12 protein-coding genes are annotated in these 13,250 nt (G+C 46.1%); 6 read left to right on the top strand and 6 right to left on the bottom strand.

What is annotated here, in order from left to right:
* Together ACJ751_RS11610 and ACJ751_RS11605 are read left to right on the top strand one after the other, a co-directional pair.
* Positions 1-610: tail fiber domain-containing protein (locus tag ACJ751_RS11610; RefSeq protein ID WP_407745661.1), on the top strand; the 610-nt coding region annotated here is incomplete at its 5' end.
* A gap of 23 nt (positions 611-633) precedes the next feature.
* Positions 634-2,058 (top strand): hypothetical protein, encoded by a 1,425-nt coding sequence (locus ACJ751_RS11605; protein WP_407745660.1) that lies wholly within the window; start codon positions 634-636, stop codon positions 2,056-2,058.
* A gap of 248 nt (positions 2,059-2,306) precedes the next feature.
* Here ACJ751_RS11605 and ACJ751_RS11600 read toward each other — a convergent pair whose 3' ends face one another.
* Positions 2,307-4,217: a T9SS type A sorting domain-containing protein gene (locus ACJ751_RS11600; protein ID WP_407745659.1), complete on the bottom strand. Its 1,911-nt coding sequence runs from the start codon at positions 4,215-4,217 to the stop codon at positions 2,307-2,309.
* A 240-nt stretch (positions 4,218-4,457) separates the two neighbouring features.
* On the bottom strand, positions 4,458-5,582 hold the full coding sequence (locus ACJ751_RS11595) for a TIGR03118 family protein (RefSeq protein WP_407745658.1): 1,125 nt from the start codon (positions 5,580-5,582) through the stop codon (positions 4,458-4,460).
* 284 nt (positions 5,583-5,866) lie between these two features.
* Between ACJ751_RS11595 and ACJ751_RS11590 the strand changes: the two genes are divergently transcribed.
* The 4 genes from ACJ751_RS11590 (at position 5,867) to ACJ751_RS11575 (ending at position 8,978) form a co-directional block, all read left to right on the top strand.
* Positions 5,867-7,699, top strand: coding sequence for a glycoside hydrolase family 15 protein (locus ACJ751_RS11590; protein ID WP_407745657.1), 1,833 nt, complete (start codon positions 5,867-5,869; stop codon positions 7,697-7,699).
* Positions 7,700-7,703: 4 nt separating this feature from the next.
* The gene (locus ACJ751_RS11585; protein ID WP_407745656.1) at positions 7,704-8,063 is read left to right on the top strand and encodes a hypothetical protein; all 360 of its coding nucleotides are present in this window, start codon (positions 7,704-7,706) and stop codon (positions 8,061-8,063) included.
* A gap of 3 nt (positions 8,064-8,066) precedes the next feature.
* Complete coding sequence (locus tag ACJ751_RS11580) at positions 8,067-8,633, top strand: alpha-ketoglutarate-dependent dioxygenase AlkB (RefSeq protein ID WP_407745655.1); 567 nt, start codon at positions 8,067-8,069, stop codon at positions 8,631-8,633.
* 87 nt (positions 8,634-8,720) lie between these two features.
* Complete coding sequence (locus ACJ751_RS11575) at positions 8,721-8,978, top strand: hypothetical protein (protein WP_407745654.1); 258 nt, start codon at positions 8,721-8,723, stop codon at positions 8,976-8,978.
* 97 nt (positions 8,979-9,075) lie between these two features.
* Here the strand turns inward: ACJ751_RS11575 and groL are convergent, their stop codons facing one another.
* The 4 genes from groL to ACJ751_RS11555 all read right to left on the bottom strand — a co-directional run.
* Complete coding sequence (groL, locus tag ACJ751_RS11570; RefSeq protein ID WP_407745653.1) at positions 9,076-10,704, bottom strand: chaperonin GroEL; 1,629 nt, start codon at positions 10,702-10,704, stop codon at positions 9,076-9,078.
* 68 nt (positions 10,705-10,772) lie between these two features.
* Positions 10,773-11,054, bottom strand: coding sequence for a co-chaperone GroES (locus tag ACJ751_RS11565; RefSeq protein WP_407745652.1), 282 nt, complete (start codon positions 11,052-11,054; stop codon positions 10,773-10,775).
* A gap of 153 nt (positions 11,055-11,207) precedes the next feature.
* Complete coding sequence (locus ACJ751_RS11560) at positions 11,208-12,854, bottom strand: DNA polymerase/3'-5' exonuclease PolX (protein ID WP_407745651.1); 1,647 nt, start codon at positions 12,852-12,854, stop codon at positions 11,208-11,210.
* Positions 12,855-13,019: 165 nt separating this feature from the next.
* On the bottom strand, positions 13,020-13,250 hold a 231-nt coding region (locus ACJ751_RS11555), incomplete at its 5' end, for a hypothetical protein (protein ID WP_407745650.1).

Below are 13,250 nucleotides of genomic sequence, written 5' to 3'. Positions count from 1 at the left end.
TCCCATTTTAAGTGGTAACAACACGACTTATTTATATGCCACTGCTGCTGATTTTATGATAGGCAATGGGGCCGCGGGGTACGACCTGATCTTTTTCACCGATGGCCCTGCCACCACCAATGAAAGAATGCGCATTACCGACGGCGGCAATGTAGGTATAGGCACATTGGGCAACGCGGCCGTTACCGACAAACTAACAGTGGCGGGTATTGTATCCCCATCAACTGACAATACTTATTCGCTGGGCGCCAGCGGCGCTACCTGGAGTGCAGTTTGGGCTGCCACCGGCGCCATACAAACCTCAGACGCCCGGTTAAAAACGGCTATTCAACCATTGGCATACAATACGCAGTTATTAGCACAATTAAAGACCGTTCAATATCACTGGAAGCAATATGCCACCGGCAACAGAAAGATCGGACTGATAGCCCAGGAGGTGCAACGCAGCCTGCCCGAAGCAGTAGTGGGCGATGCAAAAAAGGAATACCTGGGTATAGATTATTCCTCTTTTATTCCGGTGCTTATTAAACTGCTGCAACAACAACAGGCGCGTATTGCCACTTTAAAACAGGAGCTCAACGGTATGGAACAGCAGCTTCTTCAACATTGATCGTGAACAAAAAATTACCAGGTATGAAACAAGCAATTATAACCACACTCGGGTGCCTGTTTGCTTTTTATCCAAAGGCGCAGGTAACGGTACAGAATACAGGCACCCTGTACGTGGGAACTTCATCCGACATCCTGTACATCAACGGTCCTTTTACCAATGCATTGGGAGCTGCATTCACCAATAACGGGCAATTGTATGTGCTGGGCAATCTCACCAATAACGAGGTGGGTATGGCAACCGGCACAGGCCGGCTGCTGCTTGCAGGCACCGCCGCTCAAACGCTCAATGGCAACCAGGCATTTAAAACATTCAACCTTACCACCAATAACAGCGCCGGCATCCTATTGAACAATAACCTGGATGTGAATGGCGCCCATACGTTCACCAGCGGCATCATTACCACTTCCGTTACGCCCAATTACCTGGTCTATGAAGCCACCGCCACCTATTCGGGCGATGGCAATGGAGCACATGTAAATGGCTGGGTTAAACGGTTCGGCAGTAGCAACTTTGCATTCCCGACAGGCAATGGCACCTATGAACGGCCGGTAAGTATTACCAGTCTTTCAGTAACCGGTGAATTCAATGCCCATCATAACATGACCACGCCCAATACAGGCAGTGTGCAATCGCCTATTGTACGCGTTGACCCGTTCGAATACTGGACCATTAACAAGATCAGCGGCGGCACGGCGCAGATAGCCATGAACTGGGACCGGTCGAAAATTGATTTTCCCGGTTATCTTCTTGCCGATATCAGGGCCGTGTATAATAATGCAGGTACCTGGACAAACATTGGCGGCACGGCAACAGGCAATCCATCGACAGCCGGCAGCATAACCTCCAATGCTGTAAGTATCTTTGGCAATTTTGCCATTGGCAGCGTTTCCGTTGCACTGCCGCTAACCTTCCTGGGTATTTGGGGACTGGGTGGGGAAACCTATAACCTGGTTCAATGGAAAACCGCCGAAGAATCAGGCATCGATCATTTTGAAGTGGAACGCAGCACCAATGGTTTTAACTTTAACAGCATTGGCCAGGTAGCGCCCAACAACACTTTACCCACACATACCTATGAGTTTTACGACCGGCAGCTACCCACGGCTACCTGCTGGTACCGGGTACGGAATGCGGATATCGATGGAAATGGGAAATATTCTACCACCGTTAAAATTCTGCCGGGCAACCGCAATGGCGCAATCAAGGTAATCAACAACCCGGTTACAGGCGGCATTATTTATGTGGCAGCGGCTGAACAATTCAGGGGTGCGTATACTTACCAGTTAATGAACACGGCGGCACAAACCATACAGAAAGGCACACTGCAGATCACGCAAAGCGGCATTGTTCCTGTTGCGTTAAACAGCCAGATTGTACCCGGCTTATACACGTTACGGATCTTCAACAGCGACAATCAATTTCTTAACAGGATTATCATTAAGTAAAAAAAGAGGCCACCTCATTTTGAAGTGGCCTCTTTTTATTTCGTGAATCGTGAATCGTGAATCGTGAATCGTGAATCGTGAATCGTGAATGGCTCGCGACAGGGTAATATTCCTCACTGTTTACATCTCTCACTCGTTTCATCTTTCGCCCTTTATCAACCATATCAACCCTGTCAACTCTATCAACACTATCAACCTCCTTCTTCCTCGTCAACTGATCAACTAGTTAACTGGTCAACTCACCCGCCCTATTGTATCATCAACTTCCCGGCTTGCTCAAATCCATCACCGGTAACTTTAAACATATACAAACCTGGTTTCAATATTCTGCCCGGGGTAACCTTTATGATGTTATTGGCAGGTATGCCTGTGGTGGTATACACTACCTGACCGGCCAGATCGGTAACAGCTACTTTATAAAGTTTGTTGGCGTTATCACCACCTATACGAATGTAAAAATGATCGTGGGCAGGGTTGGGATAAGCAACCGCCACCTGCGATGTATTGCTCATGCTTACATTCACTATAGAGGAATAAGTTGTTTTTGCATCCAGATCGCCTGATAGTACCAGGCGGTAATATACCCTGCCATTAATGGGATTGGGATCGGTAAATGTATAATTTGACTGACCACTACCCGTTATTTTGCCAATAGCAGTAAAGTTGCTGCCATCAGTAGAACGTTCAATGGTATAAGTAACATTTTGTTCGTCCGCGATGCTCCATGTTAATACAGCTTTGTCGTTCTTATTTTCAGCAGTAAAGAATAACAGGTGAACGGGTAATACAACGCCAATTCCACCAACTACACCACCATTATTAGGTCCGGAGCCAGCAGGGGCGTCGGGAGTTAAAAAACCACTTGTACCACCGCTTCCGGGCAGGGTAACTTTAGTGATATTGTTCATAGCAGCAGAACCACTTATCAATACAGCTCCCTGTCCGCCACCACCGCCGCCGCCGCCCCATTGCAGAAAGCTGCCGGCATCGCCGCCATCACCGCCATTCGCCTGCACGGTAAGGGCGCAGCCACCAGAAACACTATAGGAGCCAATTTGTAAAAGAATAGTGCCGGCAGCGCCACCACCACCACCGCCATAGTCACCGGAGCCATTGCCATCAATGCCGTTGGCGGAAATTTTTGGCGAGCCCGGACTGCAATTTGTTGTAAGCGCACCTGCTCTGATAAAAATGATCCCACCACCATTGCCGCCTGCAGTTTGGGTTCCATTACCCTGACCACCACCGCCACCGCCGCCCAGGAATGCCCGGTTTCCGGTTAGTAAGTATGTGCCTAAAGACAGGCCACCTAAACCGGCGCCACTGGAACATCCAAGGTCTTCGGACCCATCGCCACCGGCGGAAAAATTACTGCCGCCAGCACCACCTGATCCGGATGAGTTCCCACCACCGCCGCCTGATACAATTCTGGCGCGGCCGCGAACAAAGGAAGGATCGGTAACTGTATTTACTAAATAAATGCCTTCCCCCTTTGCCCCATAATTGGTAGAGGTAGAGGTATAATTTGATGTAGCTGCACAGCCGGGATTATTATTGTTAGAAGCAGATCCACCGGCAAAACCCTGTCCATCTACAGTAATGGCATGCTTCAGGGTCAACGTACCACCTACCGTAAAGGCCACTATGCCACCCCGGCCCAAACTACCGCTCCAGGGCACTGCTGTGATATCGGCGGTAGTAGTAAAATTAGTTGCACTTAACTGGGTAAAACTTACTACCTGCACACTCGCATTGCTGCCCGTATTAAATGGTTTGGTCAATACTTTGTTAAGGGTAATGGTACCGGCGCCTAATGCTGTAATAACAGCCACTTCAAACGCGCCGGCATTGGAAATGCCTGAGAGTAAACCAAAGCTGGAATTGTTGCCGGTGCCACTAATTACATTGTCCTGCATCTGAATCACGATCACTTCATCATTCACGGCCCAGGTATGGCCACCGGTACTTTGGTTGGCAATGGCCAGTTGTGATTTACCACTTACGGTGGTTATGCCCGTAACCTTTGCATAGGCATTTTTTACTACCTGTGCATGGCCGGTGATGGTAAACAGTAGGAAAAATAATAGTGAAAGTGTGAACGGTAAGGGCGTGCAGTATGTGCACATTGAATTACCGGTTGAGCGGTAAAGTTTTATCATAGTACGGAATTTAGGGGAAGGGTATCCCGGGGGTTTACGAACAGTTACGTGGACAAAAATAATACAAATAAACCCGTAAATCATAGTACTATTTCTTAAGTAGTACCATTTTAATTTCCCATTAACTCACCCTAATAGTTTATTACGATTCATTACATATAAACCCTACTGATCTTCAAATAATCAAACAAAAAAATAAAGCCGCCCGGGCGCAGCTTTATTTTTTTGTAACACGTACACTTATTTAGTTATATATCCGAACAGCCCATCCTTTTCATCATCAGGACCGGCTGTAAAATATAAACGATCGGGATCGAGAGTTGTAGCCGTAGCAGGTGGGAACATGAGGGCCCACAACCCTTCAATTTGTATGGGTTTGCCCTGCGGACCGCGTAATTGTCCGAGTGATTTGCCATTCAAACTATATGCATTGATATAACCAACACCGAAATTACCTACCAATATAGCAGGGGTAGGATTGCCATCGTCATCGGTAAAGAAAGTATCAGCCGCCCAGGCTACGCCCCAGGGTGCATTCAGCTTGCCGGTAGAAGCAAACCTGTTTTGCAGTACGCCATTGGTGTTGTACACATCTACATAACCTAACCCCACGCCCTTCTCTTCATCTCCATCAGCACCTACCTTGGCATACATCACATACAAATTGCCACCAACTGCCTGAATGTTAAAAGGTGCATAACCCGAAGGCAGTCCGGGATCGGTAAAAGGTAAATTAACGGGATTGAAACTCTTATCCCATACATCAATTTTACCCGATTTAAAATTGGCTGCATACAAATACCAGGCGCCACTGTTTTGCGCCATGGTAAGCCCGGTATATACCCCGGTTGTGACTGCTATTCTTAAGGCAAAATTGCCGGCGGCCGGGTTCCAACCCGAAATAACCCCATCGAGCCCTACAAAAAAGAAACGTCCGGGTGTTCCGTTCGACAATAGAAACTCCTTGCTGCTGGTATCACTGTTCAATACGGTGCCGGTTGGCAGACCGCCTGTTGTTGCCGTGGGTGAAGGAATGGCCACTTCGGGCCTGGCGGCAAGCATATTTCCATCCTTGTCATATACAGTAGAAACATGACCTTCCTGGCTGCTTATCCAGGCAATACCGCCGCTGCTAAAACTCAGCCCCCATGCATTGAGCAAATGCGGATCAATATGGGCGGCATTGTATTCATCGTTGTTGCCCACCAGGTTTACCTGGTTAAAGTTTTTCAGGTCCGGATTTTTGTGTTCAATATGGTGAAAAACATCACCCAATTTTGAACAACCCTGGTTAAAAAAAGTAATACAAAGAATGGCAGCGCCTGCCAGGTACCATCGATAGGTGTTGTGGTTTGTTAGCTTCATAACAATGTTGTTTTAGCTGTGAAGAAATCAAAGCCGGTTTACTAAAGGGTGGTTATGAGCTGGGGAAAGATCCAGGCAGTTTTTTTAAGGCAGAGGATGGGCCGATACTACTTATACGCATGAATGCAACAAAGGTTGCCAACAATTATAACTTTTGACGTATTTCTATTATCAACGTTGCCAATACGTTTTGCTAAAACGAGCGAAGCGGTCGGGCATTAAAATTGTTTAGGATAGTATACCCGGGACTGACCTGAGTAGTAGTCAAAATAAATACACTAGCTATGGGGTATCAACCAATCGAAAATTATGGCATTATTGGCGACCTGAACACGGTTGCTTTGGTCGGTCTCAACGGTTCTATCGACTTTCTCTGTCTTCCTCACTTCGACTCCCCCACTATTTTCGCGGCCCTGCTCGATGATAAAAAAGGGGGCTTTTTCAGCATTCAGCCTGTATTCCAGGAAATGAGCACCAAACAACTGTATTTACCCGACACCAATGTGCTGCTCACGCGTTTCCTGTCGGAAGAAGGGGTTGGTGAAATAACCGATTTTATGCCGGTGGAACCATTGAAGAATGGAACAGAAGTAATAAGAAGGATAACCACCATAAGAGGCCACGTTAAGTATAAAATGTGTTGCCGGCCCGCTTTTAATTATGGTCAAAGTGGGTACGACATAAAAAAAGTGTCGGAAAACGAATTCATTTTGTCCAGCAAAGGTGATGATAAAACCCAACTTCGGTTGCAAAGCTCCGTTGCATTGAAAGCCGATGATGGGAGCATTACAGCCGAATTTACCCTGGCGCCGAACGAAACAGGTGATTTCTTACTGGCTTATATCGATGGGCACGATCGCCGTGATGAACGGGCACTAAAAGAATTTGTAACCAAATGCCTTTTTGCCACCGTTAATTACTGGAAAGACTGGATAGCCCAATCTACTTATCAGGGGCGTTGGTTGGAAATGGTGAACCGCTCGGCCCTCGTACTGAAATTATTATCCTCACACCAATATGGGTCTATCATTGCCGCGCCCACCTTCAGCTTACCCGAAACCATTGGCGAAAAAAGAAACTGGGACTACCGCTACACCTGGATCCGCGATGCATCCTTCACCGTTTACACCTTACTACGGCTGGGTTATGGCAAGGAGGCAGGTAATTTCATTAACTGGGTAGAGAAACGTTGTCAGGATATAAAAGATAATACCCGCCTGGGTATTATGTATTCAATAAACGGGGAACGACAGATCACGGAAAGCATCATCGACAATTTTGAAGGTTACAAACAATCGGCCCCCGTACGCATTGGCAACGATGCTTACCGGCAATTGCAGCTCGATATTTATGGCGAACTGATGGATGCCATCTACCTGTATAATAAATATGAGGAACGCATTTCGCACGACTTCTGGAAAGCTATGGCGAAACAGATCGACTGGTTGAATGACCACTGGCGTGACCCCGATGAAGGCATTTGGGAAGTACGGGGCGGCAAACAAAACTTTTTATATTCCCGCCTGCAATGCTGGGTAGCTTTTGACCGGGCCATAAAACTGGCCGAAATGCGATCCTTCCCCTATAACCCATCCTGGCGCGAACAACGCGATATTATTTTCAAAAGCATTTACAATGACTACTGGGATGATAAGAAAAAAGCATTTATGCAGTATCCCGGCGCGGCTACCGTCGATGCGTCTGCTCTGCTGATGCCATTGATCCGGTTCATTAGTCCGAAAGACCCTAAATGGTTATCAACCTTACAGTGTATAGAAAAAGAACTGATATCCGATTCGCTGGTATACAGGTACCGGCCCGACCTGGCGGCGCCTGATGGTTTTATAAGTAAGGAAGGCACCTTCACCATGTGCACCTTCTGGTATGTGGAATGTTTGTCGCGTTCAGGCCAGCTGGAGAAAGCCCGCCTGTACTTTGAAAAAATGTTAGGGTATGCCAACCATTTAGGCCTGTATTCCGAGCAATTAGGTTTCAGGGGCGAACACCTCGGCAACTTTCCACAGGCATTTTCGCACCTGGGGTTGATCAGCGCGGCATACAACCTCAACAAACAATTAAACAACAGCCGGAATAAAAATGTAAACCATTCAATTTAATAATATGGTACAGCCGTCTGAAGATATAGCCTTATACGAACAACAAATAAAAAATGGTACGGTAGACCCGTTCCCATACGACCGGCTGATGATCTATTACCGCAAACAAAAAGACCTCAAAAAAGAATTACAGGTCATAAACCGCGCGCTGAAAACATTTACCGGTCATTTAAAAGAGCAGACAGGTAAATTATTGAAAGGCGGCAAATCGCAGGCAAGCATAAAAAGACTCAGTGCAAAATTCAACCAGTCATCCGGATTGGTTGATAAAAAAGGCAATCCAAAATACCTTCCCGAACCACTCCCCCGCTGGACAAAAAGAAAACAGGCCGTGCAGGACAAGCTGAAAAATTTTAAGGATTAAACCATGCTTACATTATTTGATGAACTGCCAATACTTCCGGAAGGATTTTATTACTATCCTGACTTTATTAATCAGGTTGAAGAGCAGCAATTGCTTTCGGCAATTCAACAGATCGACTTGCATGCGATGGAATTTCATCAATATACTGCCAAAAGAAAAGTGGCCAGCTTTGGCTATGATTATAATTTTTCCTCGCGCCAACTGACAAAAGGTGTTGAGATACCTGTAAGTTTTAACTGGGTAATTGACCGGGCGGTCAAACAGTTGATGATCAATCCTGACCAGATTGCGGAATTGCTGGTAACTGAATACCCGGTTGGGTCGGTGATCAACTGGCATCGCGATGCACCGCCCTTTGAAAGCATAGCAGGTATTTCCCTGGGCGCCGATTGCATTTTTAAATTAAGACCCTATGATAAGTCGTTACAATCAAGAAAATCCATCATCTCGTTACCGGTAAGGCAAAGGTCCCTGTACATCATGCAGGGGCCGGCCAGAACTGAATGGGAACACAGCACAGCGCCTGTTACGGATGTTCGGTACTCTGTTACGCTGCGAACGTTGAAGTAAAAGCTTCATATATTATGCCACGCAATCCGTCTTCATTGGCATAGGTTTTTCATCAATTTATTTATTAAGAACCTAAAATAACATTATATGGAAACAATGTATAAAGCAGCAGACAAGAAAGAGGGCAGGATCGCAAAAACGATTGAAGAACAAACTTCAAAACTGCCGTCCGACGTGTTCCTGTGGGCATCGGTTGGTGTGATGAGTGCAGCATTGATCCTACAACTCGCCCGCCAAAAACACATGAGCTTATTTTTGGGACAGTGGGCGGCACCTTTCCTGTTATTTGGTATTTACAATAAATTGGTAAAACAACATGGACACGACAAAACAGAAAAAGCGTAGTAGTTAAGTGACATTAATCTAAAAAAAGGACCATATAATTATGATCCTTTCTTTTATAAAATAACCCCGGCATTAACGCCAGGGTCACACACAACAACTAATACCCCATTCCATTCATGCCAGGGGAAGGCGCCTCAATTATTTCTTTTTTTGTTTTTTCGGCAATTACGCATTCGGTGGTCAATAACATACCTGCCACTGAGGCTGCATGTTCAATAGCCACGCGCGACACCTTGGTGGGGTCTATTACGCCTGCTGCCAACAGGTTTTCATATTGCTCCGTACGGGCATTAAAGCCATAGTCGCCCGTACCTTGTTTAATGGTTTGCACCACAATGCTTCCTTCCAAACCGCTATTGTGCACTATCTGGCGCAGCGGTTCTTCTATAGCACGTTTCACAATAGTAATACCCGTTGTTTCATCTTCATTTTTACCTTCCAGGGTCTCCAGCGCTTGACCGGCCCTGATATAAGCGACCCCGCCGCCGGGTACAATACCTTCTTCCACGGCAGCACGGGTTGCATGCAATGCATCATCAACACGGTCTTTCTTTTCTTTCATTTCCACTTCAGTAGCAGCGCCCACATACAGCACGGCCACACCGCCCGACAGTTTGGCCAGCCGCTCCTGCAGTTTTTCTTTATCATAATCTGAGGTGGTAGCAGCCATTTGCGCTTTGATCTGGTTAATGCGTTCCGTGATGGCCTCCTTTTTACCATTACCTCCCACAATAGTGGTATTGTCTTTATCGATGGTGATGGTTTCAGCTGAACCCAACTGTTCCAGCTCCACTTTTTCGAGCGTATAGCCCTGTTCTTCGCTGATAACCGTGCCATTGGTAAGGATGGCAATATCCTGCAGCATTTCCTTGCGGCGGTCGCCAAAGCCAGGCGCTTTTACGGCAGCCACTTTCAGGGTGCCGCGCAGTTTATTCACTACCAGCGTAGCCAGGGCTTCTCCTTCCAGGTCTTCAGCAATGATGAGAATGGGACGGCTGGTTTTGGCAGTTTTCTCCAGAACGCCCAGGATATCTTTCATTGCCGAAATTTTTTTATCGTAGATGAGGATATAGGGATGTTCCAGTTCTGCCTGCATTTTTTCGGGGTTAGTCACAAAATAGGGAGAAATATACCCCCTGTCGAATTGCATGCCTTCCACCACATCAACAGTAGTGTCGGTGCCTTTGGCTTCTTCCACCGTGATCACCCCTTCGTTGCCCACTTTAGTGAATGCCTGTGCCATCAGTTCCCCTATCGTTTCATCATTGTTGGCAGAGATGGTAGCCACCTGGCGGATCTTGCTTACATCGGCGCCAATGGTTTGTGATTGCTGACGCAGGCTTTTTACAATGGCTTCCACGCCCTTGTCGATCCCTCTTTTAAGGTCCATAGGGTTAGCGCCTGCGGCCACATTTTTCAGGCCTTCGTGAATAATGGCCTGGGCCAGCACCGTGGCAGTAGTGGTGCCATCACCGGCCAGGTCGGCCGTTTTGGAAGCAACTTCTTTTACCATCTGGGCGCCCATGTTCTCGAGCGGGTCTTCGAGTTCAATTTCCTTTGCAACACTTACACCATCTTTAGTAATGGCAGGTGCGCCGAATTTCTTTTCCAGTACCACGTTGCGTCCTTTGGGGCCAAGCGTTAGTTTTACAGCGTTGGCTAAAATATCAACGCCTTTCTTCATCTGGTTTCTGGCTGTTACATCAAAAAACAATTCTTTCGACATAGCTCATTTGATTTTTTAGCGGTTGTAAATTAAAGGATCAAAAAAAATAATAAAGAGGTTCATTGCTCTTACAGGATCGCGAGGATATCCGATTCCCGCATAATCAGTAGTTCCTGGCCTTCATACTGAAACTCGGTGCCGGCATATTTTCCGTATAATACCTTGTCGCCTTGTTTTACAGTAACAGGCTCGTCTTTTTTACCCGGGCCGGCGGCCACTACAATTCCCATCAGGGGTTTTTCTTTTGCGGTGTCGGGGATAATGATACCACCAGCGGTTTTGCTTTCTGCCGGGGCGGGTTTAACAATAACCCTGTCGTGCAATGGAGTGGCTTTTACGTTTTCTGCCATAATAGATCATTTTGAATTGGTTAAAACAAAGTCAGATTTTATTGCGCTTATAAAAAGCCTCGTGTTTTTTGCTACCAACTAGTATGCCATTGGCGAAAATGGGGGTGGACTGAAAAAAGTGCAGGAAATTTTTTCAGTGAAATTGTCAAAATTTCAATGGCTTTTTAACCAGCGGATAATCTCGTTCCGCGTCAGGGCATTCCAGGTCATGGACTTTGTTAAACCGCCCTTTCTGGCAGCAGACACGCCCCAGCGAATGTTGTCGATCTCAGCAATGCTATGCGCATCGGGATCAATGGAGATCATAACGCCTCTGTCAAGCGCATACGGAATGTGCGACCAGTCCATATCTAACCGGTAAGGATTGGCATTTAGTTCTATTACCACCCGGTTCGCTGCACAGGCATCTATGACCTTTGAAAAATTTACCGGGTAGCCGGGCCTAATCAACAATTGTCTTCCGGTCATATGTCCTAATATGGTAGTGAAGGGGTTTTCAATAGCTTTTATCAACCGGCGGGTGGCTTTTTCTTCATCCATTTTTAATAATTGATGAATAGAAACAATAACAAGATCAAACTGCTTTAATAACGAGGCATCATAGTCAAGATCACCAGACACCCTGATGTCACATTCAATACTTTTAAAGATGTGAAAGGGTTTTACTTTCCGGTTCAACAGATCGATCTGTTCCAATTGGCGCAGTACTTTTTCTTCTTTCAATCCGCCCGCATAATGCGCATTTTTGGAGTGATCGGAGATCACTGTATACTCAAATCCTTTTTGTTTACAGGCATTCACAAAATCAGCCAGGCTGTCTACCCCATCGCTCCAGTCCGTATGATTATGCACCACCCCTTTGATATCTGACAGTTCCACCAATTGTTCTTTTCGCTTCCTGAAGTTCCATTCGGCGATATCTTCACGCAATTCAGGTTCAATAAAAGGAAGTTTTGCGGCCGTATAGATCGCCTGTTCGGAGGAAAACCGATGCCGGTCTTTTATTTTGGCCCGCACTTTTTTTACATGCCCCTCCGACCCCGTTAACCGGAACAATTCATCATTAAAATTTTCTTTGGTAACATGATAGATCGTAACCGGGATCTCATCCACCGTATGCCCTTTGGTAACATTTGAATTGGATGATTGAACGATCAATGATTTGCCAAGGTTTTTTTGCGACAACTTTTTTATTCCAACAGCAGCTACTATCTCAATGGAAGACACCGTGGTGGCTTGTCGTCTAACCTCACCACATAAACTAACCAGTTTCGATCTAAATATTTTTTGCAGTTCCTTTACAACCACATCGGCCGTATCGGCTACCGAGGCAAAGTGAAACCGGGAGGCGCTATTGCGATACGCTTCAATAGCTGTTATAATATTAGCCTGGGTTTTTGCACCAAAGCCTGGTATTTCAATTAACAGGTTGGCTTTAGCCGCTTCCAGCAACGCATCAATGGAATCAATTTTGGCTTTCTTCCATAGTATGGATAATTTTTTTCCACCCAGTCCGCGCACCCGCATCATGTCGAACAAACCGGGCGGGGTTAATTGAACCAATTCGTCTAACGCGGCTATGGTGCCCGAAGCACGCAACTCTACTACCAGGCGAATAATAGCAGGGCGAAATAATTCTTTTAGCCGGGCTTTTGACAGATCAAAAACTTCCTCGTTGAGGCGGGGAATGCGATACGCGGCCCCGGAAAGCAAACCAGCTAATCGCTCGTCTTTTCCATGCAGCAAAAGAAGCTCTGCAAACAGGTTGAACAGTCTGCCTATTTCCCTATTGTAGGCCATGGATTACAACAAGGAAGAATTATGCCATGGTTGTTTGGGGTAAATTATTATAAATGAAAGGATTACCTGCATACATGAAAAATACAGGAAATCTTCACCAAAAATAAAAAAGCCAGGCATGGAACCTGGCTCTTTACCAATATTATTGATTATAAAACAATTATTTTACTTAATACAAGGGGTAAACGTTTGCACAAATTCAGCGGTCACGTTATTTCCACCGCACTTGCCGGGCAACCACACACCAGATTTAAGATAAACGCGTAATACTTCCTTTTCATTGGCATTCGGTTCTTTCACTTCGGCATTGCCATGTATTGCCACTGCTTTCACGATGGCTCCGGTAGCATCTACGATCATTTTAATTCTCACATTACAGTCTATAGAAGCATTCAG

The organism is Niastella sp. (genome assembly GCF_045805085.1).
Classification (GTDB): domain Bacteria; phylum Bacteroidota; class Bacteroidia; order Chitinophagales; family Chitinophagaceae; genus Niastella.
Note: the sequence above shows the minus strand (reverse complement) of the source record. Positions and strands in the feature narration are given on the sequence as shown.

Bases quoted from the DNA above. Each gene is read 5' to 3' on its own strand.
- groL (WP_407745653.1), bottom strand. From the start codon at position 10,704: ATGTCGAAAGAATTGTTTTTTGATGTAACAGCCAGAAACCAGATGAAG.
- ACJ751_RS11575 (WP_407745654.1), top strand. From the start codon at position 8,721: ATGGAAACAATGTATAAAGCAGCAGACAAGAAAGAGGGCAGGATCGCA.
- ACJ751_RS11605 (WP_407745660.1), top strand. From the start codon at position 634: ATGAAACAAGCAATTATAACCACACTCGGGTGCCTGTTTGCTTTTTAT.
- ACJ751_RS11585 (WP_407745656.1), top strand. From the start codon at position 7,704: ATGGTACAGCCGTCTGAAGATATAGCCTTATACGAACAACAAATAAAA.
- ACJ751_RS11590 (WP_407745657.1), top strand. From the start codon at position 5,867: ATGGGGTATCAACCAATCGAAAATTATGGCATTATTGGCGACCTGAAC.
- ACJ751_RS11565 (WP_407745652.1), bottom strand. From the start codon at position 11,054: ATGGCAGAAAACGTAAAAGCCACTCCATTGCACGACAGGGTTATTGTT.
- ACJ751_RS11560 (WP_407745651.1), bottom strand. From the start codon at position 12,854: ATGGCCTACAATAGGGAAATAGGCAGACTGTTCAACCTGTTTGCAGAG.
- ACJ751_RS11580 (WP_407745655.1), top strand. From the start codon at position 8,067: ATGCTTACATTATTTGATGAACTGCCAATACTTCCGGAAGGATTTTAT.
- ACJ751_RS11600 (WP_407745659.1), bottom strand. From the start codon at position 4,217: ATGATAAAACTTTACCGCTCAACCGGTAATTCAATGTGCACATACTGC.
- ACJ751_RS11595 (WP_407745658.1), bottom strand. From the start codon at position 5,582: ATGAAGCTAACAAACCACAACACCTATCGATGGTACCTGGCAGGCGCT.